This is a genomic window from Bradyrhizobium lablabi (assembly GCF_018129385.1).
GTDB classification, from domain to species: domain Bacteria; phylum Pseudomonadota; class Alphaproteobacteria; order Rhizobiales; family Xanthobacteraceae; genus Bradyrhizobium; species Bradyrhizobium lablabi_C.
This window is the reverse complement of record NZ_JAFCLN010000003.1, coordinates 84,736-105,663: the sequence shown is the minus strand read 5'-3', so window position 1 is coordinate 105,663 and position 20,928 is coordinate 84,736. Positions and strand designations below refer to the sequence as shown.

Sequence of the window (20,928 nt, the reverse complement as noted above, 5' to 3'; positions counted from 1 at the left end):
CGTTCTGATGCGCGGTTGGTTGGCCGCCGAAATTGTTGCATGGGAGCGGGATTGGCAAGGGCGAATACGGGCAGGGCTGATGCGACTTCCAGCAGGCTACGCATCCCGATAGGTTGCCGCTGGACAGAATTCCAAAAGGAAGAACACCATGACGAGAGCCGACGCGATCGACCGGGCGCGCAAGCATTTTCAGTCGGGCGAGTTCCTGAAAATTCTGGATCGCCGGGTCGGTTACCGCACCGAAAGCCAGCAGCCCAATTCGGGTGAAGCGTTGCGCGCCTATCTCGTCGAGGAGCTTACGCCTGCCTTCACCGCACTCGGCTTCACGACGCGGCTGATCGAGGCGCCGAGCGGGAAGGGGCCGTATCTGCTGGCGGACTATCGCGAGGACGCTTCGCTGCCGACCGTGCTCACCTATGGCCATGGCGACGTCGTCGACGGCATGGAAGGCGAATGGCGCGACAACCTCGACCCCTGGCGGACGACGACCAGGGGCGAGCGCGTCTACGGCCGCGGCACCGCCGACAACAAGGGCCAGCACAGCATCAACATGTCGGCGCTGCGCGTGGTGCGCGAAGCGCGCGGCGGCAAGCTCGGCTTCAATGCGAAATTCCTGATCGAGACCGGCGAAGAGATCGGCTCGCCCGATCTGCGCCGGGTCTGCGACGGATTGCGCGAGGAGTTGAAGGCCGACCTGTTCCTCGCTTCCGACGGCCCGCGGCTGTCGGCGGATCGTCCGACCATCTTCCTCGGCTGCCGCGGCGGCCTTCGCATCCATCTCGATGTAAACCTGCGCGAGGGCGGGCATCATTCCGGCAATTGGGGCGGCGTGCTCGCCAATGCCGCGACCGTGCTGTCGAACGCGATTGCGTGTCTGGTGAATGAGAAGGGGCAGATGCAATTCGAGGCGCTAAAACCGCCGCGCATCTCCAATGCGATCCGCAGCGTGCTGGCCGACGTCAAGGTTGAACCGACGGCCGATGAGCCGGCGTTGTCGCCGAACTGGGGCGAGGAGGGCCTTTCGCCTGCTGAACGGCTCTATGCCTGGAACACGCTCGAGGTGCTGGCGATGTCGGCGGGCAACATTGCGAGCCCGGCGAATGCGATCCCCGGCGAGGCGCATGCGGTGCTGCAATTGCGCTTCGTGGTCGGCACGAAAATCGAGCAGGCTATCGATGCCGTGCGCGAACGTCTGCATGCCAACGGCTTTCCGATGGTCGAGGTGAGCGGCGCGCAAGCGTTTGCGGCCTCGCGCACCGATTTCGACAGCCCCTGGATCAACTGGGCTGCGGAATCGATTCAGAAGACCACCGGCAAGCGGCCGGCGATCCTTCCGAACTTCGGCGGCTCGCTGCCGAACGACGTGTTCTCCGAAGGTCTCGGACTGCCGACGATCTGGGTGCCGCACTCCTATCCGGGCTGCTCGCAGCACGCACCGAACGAGCACATCCTGCTGCCGGTGACCGAAGAGGCGCTTACCATCATGGCTGGCCTGTTCTGGGACCTCGGCGAGAAGGGGGCGCGGCGCGCATGATCCGGAAAAGTGGGTACCGGTTTTCCGATAAGATCATGCGCAAAACAAAGAGTCTGAACGCTACGCCCCTTCATCCAGCGCCACCATCTCGCGCTTCCTGCGCAGCGCCGGTAGCAGCGGCGCGACCAGAAGGACCACAGCAAAGGCGAGGCATACGGCCGAGATCGGCCGCGTCACAAAGGTGGAGAGATCGCCCTGCGACAGGATCAGCGACTTGCGAAGGTTGTTCTCCATCATCGGCCCGAGCACGAAGGCCAGCACCAGCGGCGCCGGCTCGTAGCCGAGCTTGCGCATGAAATAGCCGATCACGCCGAAGGCGATCATTACATAGACGTCGAACACGTTGTTGCTGGAGCAGTAGACGCCGATGATGGTGAACAGGATGATCAGCGGAAACAGGATGTTGTACGGCAGCTTCAGCAGTTGCACCCACATCCCGATCATCGGCAGGTTCAGCACCAGCAGCATCAGATTGCCGATATACATGCTGGCGATGATGCCCCAGAACAGGCCGGGGTTCTGCGTGATCATCAGCGGGCCCGGCTGCAACCCGTGAATCACGAACGCGCCGAGCAAGAGCGCCATCACCACGTTCGGCGGAATGCCGAGCGTCATCAGCGGAATGAAAGCGCCGCCGGCTGCGGCGTTATTGGCGGCTTCCGGCCCCGCCACGCCCTCGATCGCGCCGTTGCCGAAACGCTGCGGCGTCTTCGACAACCGCTTCTCCAGCGCGTAGGAAGCAAAGGACGCCACCACCGCGCCGCCGCCCGGCAAAATGCCGAGGAAAAAGCCGAGGATGGTGCCGCGGCCCATCGGCCCGGCGCTGGCCTTCCAGTCTTCCCTGCTCGGCAGCAGATGCGTGATCTTGGCGTTGATGATGTCGCGCTTGATCACCTGCTCGGTGTTGAGCAGCACCTCGGCGACGCCGAACAGGCCCATCACGACCGGCACGAGGCCAATGCCGTCGATCAATTCCATGCGGCCAAAAGTCAGGCGCGGCTGCGCGGTGATGCTGTCGAGGCCGATCAGGCCGAGTACGACACCGATGCAGGCCATCAGCAGCGCCTTGGCCATCGATCCCTGCGTCAGGAAGGTCAGCACGACGAGGCCGAGCACCATCAGGCTGAAATATTCGGCGGGGCCAAAGGCGATGGCGACGCTGGCCAGCTTTGGCGCCACCAGCATCAGGGCAACAAGCGCAAAGGTGCCGGCGATGAAGGAGCCGAAGGCGGAGATGCCGAGTGCGGGGCCGGCGCGCCCCTGCTTGGCCATCTGGTGGCCGTCGAGACAGGTCACGACAGAGGCGGCTTCCCCGGGGATGTTGACCAGGATCGAGGTGGTCGAGCCGCCATACATCGAGCCGTAATAGATGCCGGCCATCATGATGATGCCGGATTCCGGCGTGCCCGACAGCGTCACCGGCAGCAGCAGCGACATCGCCGAGATCGGGCCGATGCCGGGCAGGACGCCGACCAGCGTGCCGATGAACACGCCGATGAAGCAGTAGAGCAGGTTGATTGGCGCCAGCGCGACGCCAAACCCATGCGCGACATTGAGCAGTGTATCCATGGCGCGTGCTCAGCCGATTCCAAAAATGCCGGACGGCAACAGGATGCCGAGTCCATGCTTGAGCAGCCACCACATGCCGGTCGGCACCAGGATCGAGATCGGAACCGCCAGCGGCCAGCGCACCGGATCGATCAGCCGCATCAAGAGCAGCACCAGCGTGATCGACGAGAGGAGGAAACCGGCCCATTCGAGCGCGACGGCAAAGACCGTGAGGCAGACAATGACGATGACGGGCTTGGTCCAGCGCGCATCCTTCCAGCGTGTGCCGAAGGTCGGTCCACCTTCCGTGAGCGAGGCGACGATGATCGCCGCCGCGAACACGCACATCAGGATGCCCGTGTAGAACAGCACGAAGCCCGAGCCGGGATCGTGGATGGTGCCGAGCTTGAGTTTGAGGCCGGACCGGATCACGAAGATGCCGAGCGCAAGCCCGATCAGCCCGCCCCACAGTTCGGAGTTGTTGAGTTTGAACCTGACGCTGGGCTGATCACTCATCGCGTTTCTCTCGGCCGTTCCCCGGACGCAGCGCAGCGCGAAGCGGTGCGCTGCAGAGCCGGGGTCCACATCGCAGCATGGGTCCCGGCTCGGCGGCGCAGCGTTGCACGCTGCACCGCGTCCGGGACACGAGACGGACTACTTCTTCGCGAGGCCCAGCGAGTCGATCACCTTGCGTTCGGAGTCGGTCACCTCGACGACGAACTTCTTGTAGTCCTCGGTGTTCTTGTAGTTCGGCACCATGTCGTATTTCGCCAGCGTTGCGATCACGGCCGGATCCTCCACCGCCTTTTTGAAGGCGTCGTGCAGCTTGGCGACGATCTTCGGGTCCATCCCTTTGGGACCGGCGATGCCGAACGGCGAGTCATAGACCATGGGATAGCCGAGCTCTTTCAGCGTCGGCGCGTCCGGATAGTTCGGCGAGCGCACCGCGGTCCACACCATCAAGAGACGCAGCTTGCCGGCATCGACCAGCGGCTTCCAGCCGGTGGAATCGGCTTGCAGCATGGTGTGCTGGCCGAGCACCGCGGCGTTGGTCTCGGCGCCGCCCTTGAACGGCACTTGCGTCAGCTTGATGCCGGCCATCGCCGCGATCTGCTCCATGCCGACATGCAGCGAGGTGCCGGTGCCTGGGGTCGCATAGGTGACCTTGCCCGGGTTGGCCTTGGCGTAGTCGATCACGTCCTTCCAGGTCTTGAACGGACCCTCCGCGCTGGTCGTGACGCCAAAGGTGTAGCCGGTGAGATGGACGATGTAGGAAAAGTCCTTTGCCGGATCCCAGGAAACTTCCTGCATCAGGGGCAGGCGGAACACCGTGATCGGGATTTGCGCAATGGTGTAGCCGTCGGGCTTGGCGCTCGCCGCCATCGTCGCCGGGCCCACCGTGCCGCCGCCGCCGGCCTTGTTGTCGACTGCAATCGGCTGTCCCAATTCCTTGGAAGCCCGCTCGGCGATCGCGCGCATCGAGATGTCGGTCGAGCCGCCCGCCGGCCACGGCACGATCAGCGTGATCGGCTTGGTCGGATAATCCTGCGCCCCGGCAGCGGCCGACACCAGCATGGCGGCCGCGGCAAGCGCGATCTTCAAATGGCTGCGCTGAAACATGAAAATTCTCTCTCCCTTGTGGTCGTCTTGACGTCGAACGATCTTGTTCTGTCACCTAGCCGCAATCTTCCCCGAAAACAAACGGTAAGAAAAGCGTGCCGGCTGAAAGGCTTGCCGACCGGGCCTGATATTGGCAAACCATGCGACAAAAAGTCTGCCGGTCATGCCGAGCGGCGGAATTCACTGCCACCTTGGTGGGGTATGCTTGGCGCGAAACCTGCTTCTCGAGGGTGCCTTGCGGCCTCCCGGCCTTCCGGGCCATCATGCGCCTCGATCGGAGCCAGTTCCGTTTCTCAACGCCGGCATCGCAGGAAAGCCTGCCAAAAGCCTATGACATCACCTCCGACCGTCTCCGAAGCCGCGATTGCCGAAGCGTTCGCCAAAATTCCCGCTTTGCTCGAACAGAATCTCGGCTTGATCCGGCGCGGCCGCTTTCTCGAATGCGATTGCCTGCTCGGTCCGATGGACCGTGCCTTTCATGTCTCGGTCCGCGCGGGCAGGATCGTGGACCTCACGCCGGCGCCGGTGCTGATGGGGTCGTGGCGGTTCGCCTATCGGGCGACGCCGCAGGCGTGGTCGCAATATTGGCAACCGGTGCCGCGGCCGGGCTGGCACGATCTGCTGTCGCTCACCAAACGCGGCGAGGCCGTGCTGGAAGGCGACCTGCATCCGTTCATGGCCAACCTTCAGTATTTCAAGGATGTGCTGGCGCTGCCGCGGGCGCTCGCCAGGGTGGCGGCATGAGTAGCCAGATCGAGCCGATCATCGGCCGTTACGTGCACGTCGAGATCGGCGGCGAGATGCACCGCATCTATTTCGAGGAGAACGGCAGCGGCATTCCGCTGGTCTGCCTGCACACCGCGGGGGCCGACAACAGGCAGTGGCGCTATCTGCTGGCCGACGAGGAGTTCGCGAACAATTTTCGCATCATCGCCTTCGACATGCCCTTCCATGGCAAATCGAATCCACCGGCGAATTGGGATGGCGAGGAATATCAACTCACGACAGCGCGCTACACCGAGACGATCCGCGCGTTCTGCGCCGCGCTGAACCTCGACAAGCCTGTGGTGATGGGCTGCTCGATCGGCGGCCGCATCGTGCTCAATCTGGCGATCGACCACTCCTCAGAATTCCGCGCGCTGATCGGGCTGGAAGCCGCCGACTTCCAGGCGCCCTGGTATGACACGGCCTGGCTCAACCGGCCGGACGTGCATGGCGGCGAAGTCTGTGCCGCTTTGGTCTCCGGCCTGATCGCGCCGCAGAGCCCGAAAGCCTCGCGCGAGGAGACGCTGTGGGCCTACAAGCAGGGCGGCCCGGGCGTGTTCAAGGGCGATCTGTATTTCTACCGGGTCGACGGCGATCTGCGCGGGCGGGTCGCGAGGATCGATACTAAAGTATGCCCGCTCTACCTGCTCACGGGCGAGTATGATTTCTCCTGCACGCCCGAGGACACAACGAGAACCGCGGCTTCCATTCCGGGCGCCCGCGTCACCATCATGGAGCAGCTCGGCCATTTTCCGATGAGCGAAAACCCAAGCCAGTTCCGCACGTATATTGCGCCGGTGCTCGGCGAAATCCTCGAAACTTCGACACAGTCACGCAAACAAGGAGTACATGCATGAAACGAATTCACGTCGTCAGCCTCGCGCTCGCCGCCGCGCTCGGCGCAAGCCAGGCCGGGGCGCAGGAGCTTACCGGCACGCTCAAGAGCATCAAGGAAAGCGGCTCCATCACGCTCGGCCACCGCGATTCCTCGATTCCCTTCTCCTATCTCGACGACGCGCAGAAGCCGGTCGGCTATGCGATGGACATCTGCTACAAGATCGTCGATGCCGTGAAGAAGGAGCTGAAGCTCGACAAGCTCGAGGTCAAGCTCACCCCCGTCACGTCTGCGACGCGTATCCCGCTGATGGCCAACGGCACCATCGACCTCGAATGCGGCTCGACCACCAACAATGCCGAGCGCCAGAAGCAGGTCTCTTTCACCAACACGCACTTCCTGACCGCGAGCCGCTACGTCACCAAGAAGGCGAGCAAGATCGAAAAGATCGACGACCTCAAGGGCAAGTCGGTGGTCTCCACCGCCGGCACCACCAACATCAAGCAGCTCACCGAGGCCAACGCGGCGCGTAACCTCAACATCAACATCATCCCGGCCAAGGACCATGCCGAGGCCTTCCTGATGGTGGAGACCGATCGCGCGGTGGCCTTCGTAATGGACGACATCCTGCTGTCGAGCCTGGTTGCCGGCTCGAAGGCGCCCGGCGACTACGTCATCTCAAAGGACGCGTTCTCCAAGCCCGAGCCCTACGGCATCATGCTGCGCAAGGACGATGCCCCCTTCAAGAAGGTCGTCGATGCCGCTACTGCGGCGGTCTACACCGGCGGCGAGGGCGCCAAGATCTACGACAAGTGGTTCACCCAGAAGATTCCGCCGAAGGGGTTGAACCTCGCTACGCCGATCAGTGCGGAGCTGAAGAATCAGTACGCCAAGCCTTCGGATTCGCCGGATCCGGACGCTTATAAGTAAGCTGTCCAACCCTCATGGTGAGGAGCGCGCTCTTGCGCGCGTCTCGAACCATGCAGGCCCGACAGTGGCCTCCATCCTTCGAGACGCGGCGCATGCGCCGCTCCTCAGGATGAGGAGTTACATTTGTCCGGCCATTCGGGAGGGAATGGCCGGACATTTGCATAGGCTTCGCATGATACGCGAGTTGCGCTTCGGCGCGGGGGACACGTGAACTATAATTGGAACTGGAACATCTTCTTCCAGCCGAACCCGATGGGTACCGGCACCTATCTCGACATGCTGCTGTCGGGACTGGCGCTGACCATCAAGACGGCGCTGCTCGCCTGGATCATCGCGCTGGTGTTCGGCTCGATCATCGGCGTGCTGCGCACGTTGCCTTCGAGGGCAGCGTCCTGGATCGGCTTCGCTTACGTCGAATTCTTCCGCAACATGCCGCTGCTGGTGCAGCTCTTCCTGTGGTTCTTCGTCCTCCCGGAACTGCTGCCGCGCGCGGCCGGACTGTGGCTGAAGCAATTGCCCAACGCGCCGTTCTGGACGGCGGCGATCGGGGTCGGCCTGTTCATGTCGGCGCGCGTTGCCGTACAGCTCGCGGCCGGCGTCTCTTCCCTGCCGCGGGGGCAAAAACAGGCCGCCACCGCGCTCGGGCTGACCACCGTGCAGTCCTATCGCTATGTGCTGCTGCCGATGGCCTACCGCATCATCCTGCCGCCGCTGACGTCGGAATTCCTCAACACCATCAAGAATACCGCAGTTGCCATCACCATCGGCTTGCTCGAGCTCACCGGCCAGGCGCGCGCCATGCAGGAATTCTCCTTCCAGGTGTTCGAAGCCTTTACCGCCGCGACCGTGATGTATCTCCTGATCAACATCGTCGTTGTCACAGCCATGCGCTTCCTCGAACGCTGGGTCGCGATCTCCGGCTACATTTCGGGGAAATAGCGCGATGTTCTCCACCCTCGATTTCGACGTCATCCGCCGCTCCTGGGGCTATCTGTTCTACGAGGGCATGACGTTCACGCTGACGCTGACGGCGCTGTCCGCGTTGGGCGGATTAATTTTCGGCACCCTGATCGCGCTGATGCGGCTGTCGGGTTACCGGCTGCTCGGCCGCATCGCGGGCCTCTATGTCGACTTCATGCGCTCGCTGCCGCTGGTGCTTGTCATCTTCTGGTTCTATTTTCTGGTGCCCTATATCGGGCAGTGGCTGACCGGCGCCTCGCGTCCGATCCGCGTCGGCGCTTTCTCATCCTCGCTCATCACCTTCATCATGTTCGAGGCGGCGTATTTCTCCGAAATCATGCGCGCCGGCATCCAATCGATCTCCAGGGGGCAGCCGGCCGCCGCCAGCGCGCTCGGCCTGACCTACGCGCAGAGCATGCGCTACGTCGTGCTGCCACAAGCCTTCCGCAACATGCTGCCGGTGCTGCTGACCCAGACCATCGTGCTGTTCCAGGACACATCGCTGGTCTATGTGCTGTCGATCACCGACTTCCTCGGCGCGGCCAGCAAGGTGGCGCAGCGCGACGGCCGGCTGGTCGAAATGTACCTGTTCGCGGCGCTGGTCTATTTCGTGATTTCCTGCGTTGCCTCCTACGGCGTCCGCCGCCTACAGGCGCGCATCAGTATCGTCCGGTGACACATGATCGAGATCAGCCACGTCGATAAATGGTACGGGCCGAATTTCCAGGCCTTGAAGGATTGCACCACCAGCGTTGCCAAGGGCGAAGTGGTCGTGGTCTGCGGCCCTTCGGGCTCGGGCAAGTCCACGCTGATCAAGTGCGTCAACGCGCTGGAGCCGATCCAGGGCGGCGAGATCATCCTCGACGGCATCAAGGTCAACGATCCCAAAACCAATTTGCCAAAGCTGCGCTCGCGCGTCGGCATGGTGTTCCAGCACTTCGAATTGTTTCCGCATCTGAAGATCATCGACAATCTTTGCCTGGCGCAGGAAAAGGTGCTGAACCGCTCCCACGACAAGGCGGTCGAGAAGGGCAAGGCGTTGCTCGAACGCGTCGGGCTGACGGTGCATGCCAACAAATATCCGGCCGAGCTGTCCGGCGGCCAGCAGCAGCGCGTCGCGATCGCCCGGGCGCTCGCCATGGACCCGATCGCGATGCTGTTCGACGAGCCGACCTCGGCGCTCGACCCCGAGATGATCTCCGAAGTGCTCGATGTCATGGTCGACCTCGCCCGCGACGGCATGACCATGATGGTCGTCACCCACGAGATGGGCTTTGCCCGCAAAGTGGCGCACCGGGTAATTTTCATGGACCAGGGCGAGATCGTCGAGGACGCCAACAAGGACGACTTTTTCGGAAAACCGCGCAGCGAGCGGGCGCAGAAGTTCTTGTCGAAGATTCTGTCGCATTAAGCGGGGTCGCAACGAATGTACTCGGAGCAATTCTCGCCCTCCACGCCTCGCCTCAGCGGTGGATCAACGCTTGGCGAATAGATTATATTGCCCGGCAAATGGCTGGATTCCCTACAGGAGACCTCACTTGGAACAGATCGCTTACGTCAACGGCGAATACGTACCGCTCTCGGAAGCCAAAGTGTCGGTCCTCGACCGCGGCTTCCTGTTCGCCGACGGCATCTATGAGGTGGCCGCCGTGCTCGACGGCAAGCTGATCGACAATGAGTCCCACCTGGCGCGGCTGGAGCGCTCGGTCGGCGAGATCAAGCTACGCCTGCCGGAGAGTCTTGCGCGCATCCAGGAAATCCAGAAGGAGCTGGTCAAGCGCAACAACGTCGAAAACGGCCTCGTCTATCTCGAGGTGACACGCGGCGCCGACACCGGTCGCGACTTTGCTTTTCCGAAGAACGACGTGAAGCCGACCCTGATCATGTTCACCTCGGTCAAGGACATCGTCAACGCGGCCTCCGCCAAGTCCGGCATCAACGTCATCACGGTGCCCGACATCCGCTGGTCGCGCCGCGACATCAAGAGCGTGGCGCTGCTCGCGCAGGTGCTGGCCAAGCAGGCCGCAGCAGAAGCCGGCGCGGGCGAAGCCTGGATGATCGAGGACGGCAAGGTGACGGAAGGCGGCTCCTCGTCATGCTTCATCCTGACCCAGGATGACGTGATCGTGACACGGCAGAACGGCAGCGAGATTTTGCCGGGTTGCACGCGCAAGGCGGTGGTGAAACTCGCCGAAGAACGTCAGCTCCGCGTCGAAGAACGTGCGTTTTCGGTAGACGAAGCACTTGCCGCCAAGGAGGCTTTCATCACCAGCGCCAGCCTGTTCGTGCAGGCCGTGGTCTCCATCGACGGCAAGAAAGTTGCCGACGGCAAGCCCGGTCCGATGACGAACCGGCTGCGCGAGATCTATGTCGACTTTGCCAGGGCGACGGCGGTATAGCTGCCGCCGGGCGGCGCATCGACCTTTCATAGTTTGAGACGATTTTATCGATCATGCGCGGGCTCAACCTGCGCGTGAAAAAGATATGGCAGTAGCGACACTCGGGCGTCTGGATTGGCATGCCCTGGTGCCATAAAGTCCGCTCAACTGGGCATGGCAGGGAATTCGATGCTTTCACGCAGGGCAGTCACGCTGGGGGCCACGGCCGCGGCGGCCGTGACGTTGGCGCGGTCCGCGTTCGGCACGCAGCTCGGCCCGCTGCCCGGCGCGAGGCTCTCGATCGAAAAACTGTCGCGGATCGACGACTTCATCAATGCCGAGGTCGCGAAAGGAAGCATCCCCGGGGCCATCGTGCTGATCCAGCGACACGGCAAGCCGGTCTATTTTGGGATGTTCGGCAAGCGCGACGTCGATGCCGACATTGCGATGACGAAGGATGCGATCTTTCCGATCCACTCGCTGACCAAGACCCTCACCAGCTTCACGGCGATGATGCTGGTCGATCGCGGCAAGATCGTCCTCGACGATCCCGTCAGCAAATATATCCCGTCCTTTGCCAACATGAAGGTCGGCGTCGAGCGCAAGGACGAGGCGGCGAAACCGGTGCTCGACCTGGTGCCGCCGCGCCGCCCGATCAACGTCGAGGATCTGCTGTTGCACACCTCCGGCATCACCTATGGCTTCTACGGCGACGGGCTGGTGAAGGCCGCCTATGACGGCATCTATCTCGGCGACTTCGACAATGCCGGATTTGCCGAGCGCATATCGAAGGTGCCGCTGGCCGAGCAGCCGCGTACGCTGTGGGACTACGGCCATTCGATCGACGTGCTCGGCCGCATCATCGAAGTCGTCTCCGGGCAGTCGCTGTACCAGTTCCAGAAGCAGAACCTGTTCGATCCCCTCGGGATGACCACGACAAAGTACTTTCTGACCGATCCGGCCGAGCGGGCGCGCTATGCGCAGCCGCTGAAAAAGGATCGCCACGTCGAGCGCAATTCGCTCGACGTCACGCGCTGGGAATCCGGCGGCGGCGGGCTGGTCTCGACCGTCTCCGATTTCGCGCGCTACGGGCAGATGCTGCTCAACGGCGGCACGATCGACGGCAAGACCTTTCTCAGCCCGAAGACCTTTGCGGCGATGGTGACCGATCACATCGGGCCGGGTTCGGGCGTTGCGCGCAATTACTGGTATTATCCCGGCGACGGCTTTGGCTTCGGCTACGGTTATGGCGTCCGCACCGATCCCGGCAACGCGGTGCCGCCGCCGCCCGGCTCGCTCGGCGAATTCAAATGGGACGGCGCCACCGGCTGCTATCTCGTGGTCGACCGCGACCAGGACATGTTCTTCGTGCTGATGGAGAATTCGCCGTCGGGGCGGCAGCACATTCAAGTAAATCTCAAGAAGATCGTCTACGACGCATTCGAGAAATAGACCGGGGCTGTCCAATGCTGCGTGACACCGATGGAGGCGCCTACACCGCGACCGATACGGCGCGCATCCTGGCGTTCGACCGGGCGCGCACCTTCATCACGCTGATGGTGGTCGTGCACCATTCCGTCGTCAACTACACGTATTTCGGCAATGGCGACCGGATGCGCTGGCTCGGCTTCGACCTGATGGTGCTGTTCAACGACAGCTACTTCATGGCCTTCATGTTCCTGATCTCGGGGCTGTTCGTCCATGAGAGCCTGACGAGGAGGGGGGCGCTGGGATATCTGCGCCGGCGCGCGTTTCGGCTCGGCGTGCCGCTCCTGATCTCGATCTTCGTTTTCATCCCGATCGCCTATTACGCCTCGTTCCTGCGCTATCACATGCCCGGCACGACCGACTTCAACTTCTTCCACTATTGGTGGCGCATGATCACGGTCGGGCCGTGGCCGTCGGGACAGTCCTGGTTCCTGTGGGTGCTGCTTGCCTTCGACATCGTCGCGGTCGCGGTCTGGTCAATGGCGCCAAAAATTCTCACCGCCTGGGGCCGGTTGATCGAAACTTTGCGCGAACGGCCGATCGCGGCGTTCGTCGCTTTCCTCATCGTCTCGATCGCATCATATCTGCCGATGCATCTGGCGGTCGGCGACGGCGCCTGGTTCGAGCCGGGCCATTATCCGTTTCCGATCCAGACCAGCCGCATCTTCCTGTATCCCGCCTATTTCCTCACCGGCGTCGGCATCGGCATGCTCAGCCTGCGGACGGGTATCCTTGCGGAGAACAGCGAGATCGCCAGGCGCTGGCCGATCTGGCTGGCATTTGCGGTGTTGCTCTACGGCACCATTCTCTTGCTGGTCTATGCCCACCACAATTGGCTCGAAAATTTTTCCGACCCCGCGCTATGGTGGCGGGCGGCATATGGCCTTGCCTTTGCATCGTTCAGCGCCGCGATGGCCTTCACCATTCCGGCGACGTCGCTGCGCCTGGCGCATTCCAGCCTGCGGTTTCTCGACGCGATGCAGCCGTCGGCCTACGGCATCTTTCTGGTGCACTACATGTTCATCATCTGGCTGCAATATGTCGTCTACGATCCCGCCTGGCCCGCTGTGGTGAAGTCGGCCATCGTATTCGTGGGTACGCTGGGCGGAAGCTGGCTGCTCACGATAGCTTTACGAAAAATCCCGTTCGTGGTGCGGATGATCTGACGCATGACTGTTTGCGGCAATAAGGCAATCTGCTCGCTGTTCGCGTTCGCGGCTTTCGCGCTGTGCTGGATGCTTCCAGACCAGAGAGTGCATGCTGCGTATCCCGAGCGCGTCATCAGGATCGTGGTGCCCTTTGCGCCGGGCGGCGGCACCGATGTGATCGCCCGCGCGCTGGCGCAGGAAATGGCAAAGGACCTCGGCGGCAGCGTCATCATCGAGAACAAGCCCGGCGCCGGCACCATCATCGGCACCCAGTCGGTCGCGACCAGCGAGGGCGACGGCTACACGCTGCTGATGGGCACGTTCGCCAACGCGGTAAATCCAAGCCTGTACGCAAAACTGCCTTATGACGCGCACAGGGATTTTGCCGCGGTCTCCCTGATCGCACGCTCGTTCAACCTGGTGGTCGTCAATCCCGCTTCGCCGATCAAGACGATTGCCGACCTGATCGCGACGGCCAGGGCCGAGCCGGACAAGCTCTCCTACGGCACCTATGGCACCGGCACCTCGGCGCATCTCGCGGGCGAGCTGTTCAAGCACATGGCCGGCGTCAAGCTGACGACCGTGCCCTACAAGGGCGCCGCGCCTGCGATCACCGATCTGCTCGGCCGGCAGATTCACGTCATCTTCACCACGGTCGCCAGCGCTGCGTCGCTGGTGGAGGCTGGTCAGCTGCGAGCGATTGCCGTGACGTCCGCAGAGCGTTCGGCCGCGTTCCCGCAACTGCCGACGGTGGCCGAAGCGGGCGTGCCCGGCTACGCCGCGGAAGCCTGGTATGGTCTCTATGCGCCGGCCAAGACCCCGCCGGAGATCATCGAGCGCCTCAATAAATCGGTTGCAAAGGCCGTGCAGTCCGACGCCTTCAAGAAGCTGAGCGTGAACGAAGGGCTTGTCATGGTCGCCGGGCCGCCCGCGCAGCTCGACAGCTATTTCTCCGGTGAGGAAGCGCGCTGGCGGCAAGTGATCAAGGACGCCGGCATCAAGGCCGAGTAGGGCACTGCGATCACATTTTCGAGCGTCGCACCGCAACACGCAAATTCCCGCTACCGAAGCAACGATCGGATTCCCAAATAGTTGATTGGAGGGAGAGCCGGCGTGCGAGCGCCAGCGTAACGTAACGCCGCCGGGAGAACCCTCCATGTGGATCCTCTTGCTGCTGCCGTTCATCGGCCTGCTCTGGGTGCCCTTCTATAACTTCATGGAGCCGACGCTGTTCGGCTTTCCTTTCTTCTACTGGTATCAACTCGCATGGGTGCCGGTCACTTCGCTCTTGATCTGGCTCGTCTATCGCAGGCTTCCGCCTGACGAAGCTCCCTGAGGGAGGCATCGTCATGCCCGGTCAGATCGAATGGACGGCACTTTCGATATTCATCTTCTTCTTCGCGCTCGTCACCGTAATGGGATTTCTCGCCGCGCGCTGGAAATCCGGCCCGGTCAGCGAGCATCTCGATGAATGGGGCCTGGGCGGCCGCCAGTTCGGCACTTGGGTCACCTGGTTCCTGGTCGGCGGCGACTTCTACACCGCCTACACCATCATCGCAGTGCCCGCGCTGGTCTATGCGGTGGGCGCCTATGGCTTCTTCGCGCTGCCCTACACGATCATCGTCTACCCTTTCGTGTTCGCGGTCATGCCGGTGTTGTGGAAGCGCGCGCACGCCGCGGGCCATGTCACGTCGGCCGACGTCGTGCATGCAGCCTACCGGTCGCGCGCGCTGGAGCTTGCGGTGGCCATCACCGGCCTGATCGCGACCATGCCTTACATCGCCTTGCAACTGATCGGCATGGAAGTGGTGATCAAGGCGATGGGGCTGAGGGGCGAATTTCCGCTCATCGCCGCTTTCGTCATCCTGGCGCTCTACACCTACAGTTCCGGCCTGCGGGCGCCCGCGCTGATCGCCTTCGTCAAGGACACCATGATCTACATCGTGGTGCTGGTGGCGGTGGTGGTGGTGCCGGCAAAGCTCGGCGGCTATGGCGCTGTGTTCTCGGCGGCCAATGATGCGTTCACGGCCAAGGGCGGCAACACTGGCCTTCTCCTCAAGCCCGACCAGATGCTGGCCTACGCCACGCTCGCGCTCGGCTCGGCTTTTGCCGCCTTCATGTATCCGCACACCCTGACCGGCGTCTTTGCATCGAAATCGGCCAACACGATCCGCAGGAACGCGATCCTGCTGCCGGCCTACACGCTCTTGCTGGGCCTGATCGCACTGATGGGCTACATGGCCCACGCCGCCAACATCAAGGTGGAGTCGCCCAATGACGTGGTGCCGATGATGTTCAAGGCGTTGTTCCCGTCCTGGTTCACGGGCTTTGCCTTTGCGGCGATTGCGATCGGCGCTTTGGTGCCGGCGGCAGTGATGAGCATCGGCGCCGCGAACCTGTTCACGCGCAACGTCTGGAAATCCTACGTCAACCCGGACATCACCCACGCCGGCGAGGCCTCCGTCGCAAAGATCGTGTCGCTGATCGTCAAGGTCGGCGCGCTCGCCTTCATCCTGTTCCTGCCGACGCAATATGCGCTCGACCTGCAACTGCTGGGCGGACTCTGGATCATGCAGACCTTGCCGGCGCTGGTGTTCGGCCTTTACACGCGCTGGTTCCGCGCAGAAGGCCTGTTGCTCGGCTGGGCCGCCGGCATCGGCTGGGGATCCTGGACAGCGTGGAGCAACGGCCTCAAACCGCTGGCGACGCTCACCCTCGGCGGGGAGAGCCACAGCTTCTACGTCGGGCTCGGCGCGCTGTTGCTCAACATCGCGGTGGCCGTCATCGCGACCGCCATTGTTCGTACGATCTCGTCCGAGAAGAGCGGCGCTACTGCTCCATCTTGATGTTCGCGGCTTTCGCTACCGCGCTCCAGCGCGCGATGTCGTCGGCCAGTATCTTGGCGAACTCCTCGCTGCTATTGCCGATGGTTTCGATGCCGATTGGCTTAAGCTTGGCGATCACGTCGGGCATTTTCGCGATCCGCATGAATTCGCCTTCCAGCTTCTTGACGATGGCAGGTGGCGTGCCCTTCGGCACGAAAATGCCGCTCCACAGCACCGCCTCGACGTCGGCGCCTGCTTCTTTCAGCGTCGGCACGTCGGGAAGATCATCAATCCGTTTGGCGGTGGCAACCGCCAGCGCCCGCGCGGTGCCGCCCTTCACCTGCTGGAGCACGGGGCCGGCGTCCGCAATCGTCGTGGTGACCTGCTCCGAGACCACCGCTAGCACCGATTCATTGGCGCTCTTGTAGGGAATGGCCTGCATCGGTGCGCCGGTCTTCATCTTGAACAGCTCGGTGACGAGCTGGAACGAGGCGGACGAGCTGCCATAGTTCGTCTTGTCCGGGTTGGCCTTGGCAAAGGCCACCAACTCGGCCACCGACTTGATCGGCGAGTCCTGCGCAACGATCATGATGAGTGGGAACGCGGCCAGCTCCGACACCGCGACGAAGTCGTTGATGGCGTCATAGGGCAGTTTGGCGTAGACGGCCGGATTGATCGAGATGCCGCTGGCGCTCATCAGCAGCGTGTAGCCGTCGGGCGCGGACTTTGCGACATAGTCGGTCGCGACGATGGCGCCGCCGCCCGGCTTGTTCTCGACGATCACGGGCTGGCCAAGGCTTTCGGAGAGTTTTTGCCCGAATACGCGCGCGATGATGTCGTTGCCGCCGCCGGCTGCGAAACCGACGATCAGGCGGATCGGCTTGCCCGGATAGTCCTGTGCGATGGCCGGCGCCGTCAGCGCGAGGAGGCCGATCGCGGCGCCTGTCAAAAGTGCCTTCATGAGAATTCCCCCGAGCGTTCCTAGAGCCGTGTCACATGAACATGCAGCACCGCGGCCTTGCCGTCATCAAGCGCGGCCAGGCAGCGATCAATCGCCGCAGCAAGGTCGTCCGGTTCGCTGACGCACTCGCCATAGGCGCCGAACGCCTTTGCCACTTCCGAAAAATCGCGCCGCTCGCCCTGCCGTCCCGACATCAGGCGCGACTGGAACTGATCGGTCTCGGCGGCGACGCCCTTGGGATAGACACGCTGCGTCGCCGATTTCACCGCCTGCCAGCCGCCATTGTCCAGCACCACGGTGAAAATCGGAATCTGGTACTGTTGCGCGGTGGCATAGACGCTGTCCGGCGAGGAGAAATGAAAGCCGCCGTCACCGATCACCTGCACGATGCGGCGGTCCGGCCGCGCCAGCCGCAATCCCAGCGCCATGCCGCCGCTGAAGCCGAGCCCGCCGCCGGCCAGCCCGACATAGCTCTGCGGCTTCGTTCGTTTGACATGCTCCTGTAGCACCGGCCCGTTGCGGATGGCCTCGTTGAGCACGACATCGTCCTGCGAAATCTTTCCGCTCAGCGTGGCCAGCACGAAGGCCGGATTGAGCGCGCCCTTGACGCCCTTGTTCGCGCTGGCAGCAGTGCGCTTCTGCGCCGCCGCAGTGCGCGCGTTGTCCCAGCCCGCGATGCGTTCGGCAACGCGGCGGCGATAGCCGTCATCGGCGCGGGCCTCCACGGCGTCGCACACCTGCTGTAGGATGATGCCACTGTCGCCCTGCACGCGGATATCGGTGGCAAATCCCCACATCGGAAAATCCGCCTTCAGTGGATCGAGATCGATCTGAACCCACTTGATGTCTGCGGCGCGCTTGGCGGATTGCGGCACGAACGGCACATCGGTGTCGAGCAACAGGCCGAGATCGGCGCCATCCAGCAAGGCGAGCGGGTCGGAGCCGGCAAAGCAGGGCGAATCCTGGGGAATATTGAGATCGATGGAATTGAACTCGGCGACGCGGATGCCGCAGGTCCGCGCCAACCGGTCCAGCGCCGCCACCGCCTGCGGCTTGCGTCCGAGATAGGCCGCGAACGCCACCGGGTTCTCCGCGCGCATCAGCGTATCAGCGATATCAGCCACGCGCGCGGGATCGATGCCGCCGGCCTGCACGCTGCCGTAGCGCATCGGCGGATAGGGCGGCATCGCGGCCTCGTCCCATTCCTCGGCCAGTGTCTCGCGCGGCAGCATCATGTAGACGGGGCCGGGCGGATCGCTGTGGGCAAAGGCGCCGGCGCGCGCCAGCGCTTCCTTCACCACGACGCCGGAGGGCAGCGAGTATTCCCACTTTACATAGGGCCGCACGATGCTGGCGATATCGAAGGGGTCCTGCACGAAGTGCACATAGCTATCGCGCGAGCCGGTCAGTTCGCCATGCAGCGTGTGTGGCGCGCGGCCGGCGAACAGCATCACCGGCAGCCGATAGCGAAACAGGTTCTGGATCGCCATGCAGGCATTCGCGGTGCCGGCGTCGACATGCACCAGCACCGCCTGGGCGCGTCCGGTCGCGAGCGCATAGCCGCCGGCCATGTGCACCGCCACGACCTCGTGCGGGCACAGGATGACTTCCGGATGCTTGCGGCCCTCCTTGTCCCAGCGCGCCATTTCCTCGATCAGCGACACATGGTCGGTGCCGAGATTGGCAAAGATGTATTCGACCCCGAGATCAACCAGTCCCTCGAGGAAATAATGCGCAGCCGAATAGCGAGCCATGTCTTATTGACCTTCCCGCACGAAGCGGTTGCGCAAGGTGCCGATGCCGGTGATGCCGATCTCCACGACGTCGCCATGCCTGAGGTCGGGCGAGGCGCCGTCGGTGCCCATCCAGATCACGTCGCCCGGCCACAGCGTGAAGTATTTTGTCAATTCGACCAGGAACGGCACGATGCCGAAAATCATGTCGTTGGTTTTGAAGCGGCCGGTTTCCTTGCCATTGACCCGGATCACGGTCTCCATCTTGTCGAGATCGACATCGGTCTCGATCCACGGCCCCATCGGCTTGAAGGTATCGGCGTTCTTGGAGCGCCACAGCCCGCGGTCCAACTTCTGCCAGGTACGCTCGGAGACGTCGTTGCCGATGGTGTAGCCGAACACGCAACTCATCGCGTCCGCTTCGGTGAGATGCTTGGCCTTCTTCCCGATGACGACGGCCAGCTCACCCTCATAGTGAATCTTGTCGGTCGCAAAGGAAGGGATCACCACGTCCTCGCCATGGGCGATCAGCGCGTTCTGGGCGCGATAGCCGATCTCGGGCCGGTCGGGCACATTCGGCACCGTGCCGGCCTTGTCGGCGGCTTCCTTCAGATGCTTGAGGTAGTTGAGGCCGACGCAATAGAAGGTGCGCGGCACCAGCGGCAGCTCGATCTTGACGTCCTTGAGCGCATGCGATTGCGCGGTCTTCTGCCATTCGCCGAAGGGATCGCCGGTCACGGCAAACACCTTGTCGCCCTCGATCAGGCCCCAGGAAGTCTTCCCTGCGGCGGTAAACTTTAGCCAGCGCATCCCCAAAATTCCTCTTTGCTCTTTATTCGGCGGCCGCGCGTGCTTGCGCCTTCCATGCGCCCGGGGCCGGGCGCTTCAGGCCGAGATTCTCGCGCAGCGTCTTGCCGGAATAATCCTCGTGGAACAACCCGCGACGCTGCAACTCCGGCACAACATGTTTGACGAAATCGGCATAGGAGCCTGGCACGATGGTTGCCGCGATGACAAAGCCGTCGCACCCCCGTTCGACGAACATCTCTTCCAATTTGTCGGCGATCTCCTTCGGCCCGCCGACAATCGCGTCGTGCACCTGGCCGCGTCCGGAAAAGGTGACGAAGTCGCGCGCGCTCGGATTGCTCTTGCCGGAAGCTTTCAGCACGCCGTCCCGAATGCCGAGGATACCTTGCATGCTCTTCAGCTCTTCGGTCGTCAGCGGCTCGTCGAGGCCCTTTGAGGCAAAATCATAATTCAACGCTTCCGCCAGCAGCGACAGCGCGTCGATCTCCAGCGGCAGCTTGTTGATCAGCGCCATCTTGTCCTCGGCCTCCGCCTTGGTGGCGCCGACCACCGGCGTGGTGAGGTTGCAAAGGAACATCTGGTCGGGGTCGCGGCCGGCGTTGGCTGCCTCGTTTTTCACGGCGGCATAGCCTTCCCTGGCGCCGGCGAGATTGCGCGCGGCGGTGAAGATCACTTCGCCCCATCGCCCGGCAAAACGCTGGCCGCGGCCGGAGGCACCGGCCTGAATGACGACGGGATGGCCCTGGCTCGAGCGCGGCACGGTGAACGGCCCGCGTGACTTGAAGAATTGCCCGTTGTGATCGAGCCGTTTCACCTTGGCGGGGTCGGCAAAACGCCCGCTCTTCTTGTCCATGATGACGGAACCGTCTTCCCAGGCGTCCCAGTGGCCGAGCACCACTTCCATGAACTCGTCGGCGCGGTCGTAGCGGTAGTCATGTTCGAGATGGGAATCCTTGCCCATGTTGAGCGCCTCGCCGTCGTTGAGCGAGGTGACGACGTTCCACGCCGCGCGCCCACCCGTCATCAGGTCGAGCGTCTGGAAGCGCCGCGCAACGTCGAACGGCTCGAAATAGGTGGTGGACGCGGTTGCACCTAACCCAAGCTTTTCGGTCGCCATCCCCATGCAGGTCAAGACGACCAGCGGATCCATCTTCACGCAGCGGATGCCGTATTCCACGGTGTGGGCGTGGTCGTTGCCGTAGCGGTCCGGCATCGCGAGGCGGTCGTCGAAAAACGCCATGTGGAATTTGCCGGCTTCAAGAACGCGGCCGATCTCCTGATAGTAATCCGACGACATCGAATCATCGCGCGATTCCGGATGCCGCCATGAGCTCGGCAGGTTGGTGCAGTTCTGTGCCTGCAAGAAACCAACCAGCGCCATTTGCCGTGTCATGCT

At 63.0% G+C, this 20,928-nt stretch carries 20 protein-coding genes; 13 read left to right on the top strand and 7 right to left on the bottom strand.

The genetic code is table 11. The annotated features are described in order from the left end of the window. The first annotated feature begins 148 nt into the window (after positions 1-148). Positions 149-1,534: a M20 family metallopeptidase gene (locus tag JQ628_RS07170; protein WP_212221335.1), complete on the top strand. Its 1,386-nt coding sequence runs from the start codon at positions 149-151 to the stop codon at positions 1,532-1,534. 60 nt (positions 1,535-1,594) lie between these two features. Here JQ628_RS07170 and JQ628_RS07165 read toward each other — a convergent pair whose 3' ends face one another. From JQ628_RS07165 to JQ628_RS07155, 3 genes are all read right to left on the bottom strand, one after another. After that, positions 1,595-3,103: a tripartite tricarboxylate transporter permease gene (locus JQ628_RS07165; RefSeq protein ID WP_212221333.1), complete on the bottom strand. Its 1,509-nt coding sequence runs from the start codon at positions 3,101-3,103 to the stop codon at positions 1,595-1,597. Between the two features lie 9 nt (positions 3,104-3,112). Next, positions 3,113-3,598 carry a tripartite tricarboxylate transporter TctB family protein gene (locus JQ628_RS07160; protein ID WP_212221331.1) on the bottom strand — a complete coding sequence of 162 codons (486 nt, stop codon included), beginning with the start codon at positions 3,596-3,598 and terminating at the stop codon, positions 3,113-3,115. A 138-nt stretch (positions 3,599-3,736) separates the two neighbouring features. Continuing rightward, complete coding sequence (locus tag JQ628_RS07155; RefSeq protein WP_212221329.1) at positions 3,737-4,702, bottom strand: tripartite tricarboxylate transporter substrate binding protein; 966 nt, start codon at positions 4,700-4,702, stop codon at positions 3,737-3,739. A 330-nt stretch (positions 4,703-5,032) separates the two neighbouring features. Between JQ628_RS07155 and JQ628_RS07150 the strand changes: the two genes are divergently transcribed. The 12 genes from JQ628_RS07150 (at position 5,033) to mctP (ending at position 16,052) form a co-directional block, all read left to right on the top strand. Beyond that, a complete protein-coding gene (locus tag JQ628_RS07150) occupies positions 5,033-5,446 on the top strand; it encodes a hypothetical protein (RefSeq protein WP_212221327.1) in 414 nt (137 codons plus the stop codon). Continuing rightward, positions 5,443-6,324, top strand: a complete 882-nt coding sequence (locus tag JQ628_RS07145) for an alpha/beta fold hydrolase (RefSeq protein ID WP_212221325.1) — start codon at positions 5,443-5,445, stop codon at positions 6,322-6,324. Before JQ628_RS07150 ends, JQ628_RS07145 begins: the two co-directional genes overlap by 4 nt. Further along, a complete protein-coding gene (locus JQ628_RS07140; protein WP_212221323.1) occupies positions 6,321-7,232 on the top strand; it encodes an amino acid ABC transporter substrate-binding protein in 912 nt (303 codons plus the stop codon). The genes JQ628_RS07145 and JQ628_RS07140 overlap by 4 nt, the downstream gene beginning before the upstream one ends. 207 nt (positions 7,233-7,439) lie before the next feature. Then, on the top strand, positions 7,440-8,171 hold the full coding sequence (locus tag JQ628_RS07135) for an amino acid ABC transporter permease (RefSeq protein WP_212221321.1): 732 nt from the start codon (positions 7,440-7,442) through the stop codon (positions 8,169-8,171). Between the two features lie 4 nt (positions 8,172-8,175). Beyond that, the gene (locus JQ628_RS07130) at positions 8,176-8,868 is read left to right on the top strand and encodes an amino acid ABC transporter permease (RefSeq protein ID WP_212221320.1); all 693 of its coding nucleotides are present in this window, start codon (positions 8,176-8,178) and stop codon (positions 8,866-8,868) included. Between the two features lie 3 nt (positions 8,869-8,871). Next, positions 8,872-9,603 (top strand): amino acid ABC transporter ATP-binding protein, encoded by a 732-nt coding sequence (locus JQ628_RS07125; RefSeq protein WP_212221318.1) that lies wholly within the window; start codon positions 8,872-8,874, stop codon positions 9,601-9,603. Between the two features lie 127 nt (positions 9,604-9,730). Beyond that, the gene (locus JQ628_RS07120; protein ID WP_212221316.1) at positions 9,731-10,591 is read left to right on the top strand and encodes a D-amino-acid transaminase; all 861 of its coding nucleotides are present in this window, start codon (positions 9,731-9,733) and stop codon (positions 10,589-10,591) included. A gap of 168 nt (positions 10,592-10,759) precedes the next feature. Then, the gene (locus JQ628_RS07115) at positions 10,760-12,022 is read left to right on the top strand and encodes a serine hydrolase domain-containing protein (protein WP_212221314.1); all 1,263 of its coding nucleotides are present in this window, start codon (positions 10,760-10,762) and stop codon (positions 12,020-12,022) included. 14 nt (positions 12,023-12,036) lie between these two features. Continuing rightward, positions 12,037-13,224, top strand: a complete 1,188-nt coding sequence (locus JQ628_RS07110) for an acyltransferase family protein (protein WP_212221312.1) — start codon at positions 12,037-12,039, stop codon at positions 13,222-13,224. A gap of 3 nt (positions 13,225-13,227) precedes the next feature. Continuing rightward, entirely contained in the window at positions 13,228-14,217 is a 990-nt protein-coding gene (locus tag JQ628_RS07105; protein WP_212221310.1) for a tripartite tricarboxylate transporter substrate binding protein, read from the top strand. 145 nt (positions 14,218-14,362) lie between these two features. Further along, positions 14,363-14,542, top strand: a complete 180-nt coding sequence (locus JQ628_RS07100; protein ID WP_212221308.1) for a DUF3311 domain-containing protein — start codon at positions 14,363-14,365, stop codon at positions 14,540-14,542. Positions 14,543-14,555: 13 nt separating this feature from the next. Further along, a complete protein-coding gene (gene mctP / locus JQ628_RS07095; protein WP_212221306.1) occupies positions 14,556-16,052 on the top strand; it encodes a monocarboxylate uptake permease MctP in 1,497 nt (498 codons plus the stop codon). Here the strand turns inward: mctP and JQ628_RS07090 are convergent. The 4 genes from JQ628_RS07090 to JQ628_RS07075 are packed head-to-tail and all read right to left on the bottom strand — an operon-like array spanning position 16,036 to position 20,925. Further along, positions 16,036-16,992 (bottom strand): Bug family tripartite tricarboxylate transporter substrate binding protein, encoded by a 957-nt coding sequence (locus JQ628_RS07090; protein ID WP_212221304.1) that lies wholly within the window; start codon positions 16,990-16,992, stop codon positions 16,036-16,038. The two genes, mctP and JQ628_RS07090, sit on opposite strands and share 17 nt — an antisense overlap. A gap of 20 nt (positions 16,993-17,012) precedes the next feature. Further along, positions 17,013-18,746, bottom strand: a complete 1,734-nt coding sequence (locus JQ628_RS07085; RefSeq protein ID WP_212221302.1) for a thiamine pyrophosphate-requiring protein — start codon at positions 18,744-18,746, stop codon at positions 17,013-17,015. A 3-nt stretch (positions 18,747-18,749) separates the two neighbouring features. Then, positions 18,750-19,535, bottom strand: a complete 786-nt coding sequence (locus JQ628_RS07080) for a fumarylacetoacetate hydrolase family protein (protein WP_212221300.1) — start codon at positions 19,533-19,535, stop codon at positions 18,750-18,752. 22 nt (positions 19,536-19,557) lie between these two features. Next, positions 19,558-20,925 (bottom strand): LLM class flavin-dependent oxidoreductase, encoded by a 1,368-nt coding sequence (locus JQ628_RS07075; protein WP_212221298.1) that lies wholly within the window; start codon positions 20,923-20,925, stop codon positions 19,558-19,560. Positions 20,926-20,928: the final 3 nt, after the last annotated feature.

What these genes read in the sequence shown, in the direction of transcription:
- JQ628_RS07150 (WP_212221327.1), top strand. Translation starts at nt 5,033, where the DNA reads ATGACATCACCTCCGACCGTCTCCGAAGCCGCGATTGCCGAAGCGTTC.
- JQ628_RS07100 (WP_212221308.1), top strand. Translation starts at nt 14,363, where the DNA reads ATGTGGATCCTCTTGCTGCTGCCGTTCATCGGCCTGCTCTGGGTGCCC.
- JQ628_RS07145 (WP_212221325.1), top strand. Translation starts at nt 5,443, where the DNA reads ATGAGTAGCCAGATCGAGCCGATCATCGGCCGTTACGTGCACGTCGAG.
- JQ628_RS07080 (WP_212221300.1), bottom strand. Translation starts at nt 19,535, where the DNA reads ATGCGCTGGCTAAAGTTTACCGCCGCAGGGAAGACTTCCTGGGGCCTG.
- mctP (WP_212221306.1), top strand. Translation starts at nt 14,556, where the DNA reads ATGCCCGGTCAGATCGAATGGACGGCACTTTCGATATTCATCTTCTTC.
- JQ628_RS07130 (WP_212221320.1), top strand. Translation starts at nt 8,176, where the DNA reads ATGTTCTCCACCCTCGATTTCGACGTCATCCGCCGCTCCTGGGGCTAT.
- JQ628_RS07090 (WP_212221304.1), bottom strand. Translation starts at nt 16,992, where the DNA reads ATGAAGGCACTTTTGACAGGCGCCGCGATCGGCCTCCTCGCGCTGACG.
- JQ628_RS07155 (WP_212221329.1), bottom strand. Translation starts at nt 4,702, where the DNA reads ATGTTTCAGCGCAGCCATTTGAAGATCGCGCTTGCCGCGGCCGCCATG.
- JQ628_RS07140 (WP_212221323.1), top strand. Translation starts at nt 6,321, where the DNA reads ATGAAACGAATTCACGTCGTCAGCCTCGCGCTCGCCGCCGCGCTCGGC.
- JQ628_RS07085 (WP_212221302.1), bottom strand. Translation starts at nt 18,746, where the DNA reads ATGGCTCGCTATTCGGCTGCGCATTATTTCCTCGAGGGACTGGTTGAT.
- JQ628_RS07125 (WP_212221318.1), top strand. Translation starts at nt 8,872, where the DNA reads ATGATCGAGATCAGCCACGTCGATAAATGGTACGGGCCGAATTTCCAG.
- JQ628_RS07160 (WP_212221331.1), bottom strand. Translation starts at nt 3,598, where the DNA reads ATGAGTGATCAGCCCAGCGTCAGGTTCAAACTCAACAACTCCGAACTG.
- JQ628_RS07075 (WP_212221298.1), bottom strand. Translation starts at nt 20,925, where the DNA reads ATGACACGGCAAATGGCGCTGGTTGGTTTCTTGCAGGCACAGAACTGC.
- JQ628_RS07105 (WP_212221310.1), top strand. Translation starts at nt 13,228, where the DNA reads ATGACTGTTTGCGGCAATAAGGCAATCTGCTCGCTGTTCGCGTTCGCG.
- JQ628_RS07110 (WP_212221312.1), top strand. Translation starts at nt 12,037, where the DNA reads ATGCTGCGTGACACCGATGGAGGCGCCTACACCGCGACCGATACGGCG.
- JQ628_RS07170 (WP_212221335.1), top strand. Translation starts at nt 149, where the DNA reads ATGACGAGAGCCGACGCGATCGACCGGGCGCGCAAGCATTTTCAGTCG.
- JQ628_RS07115 (WP_212221314.1), top strand. Translation starts at nt 10,760, where the DNA reads ATGCTTTCACGCAGGGCAGTCACGCTGGGGGCCACGGCCGCGGCGGCC.
- JQ628_RS07165 (WP_212221333.1), bottom strand. Translation starts at nt 3,103, where the DNA reads ATGGATACACTGCTCAATGTCGCGCATGGGTTTGGCGTCGCGCTGGCG.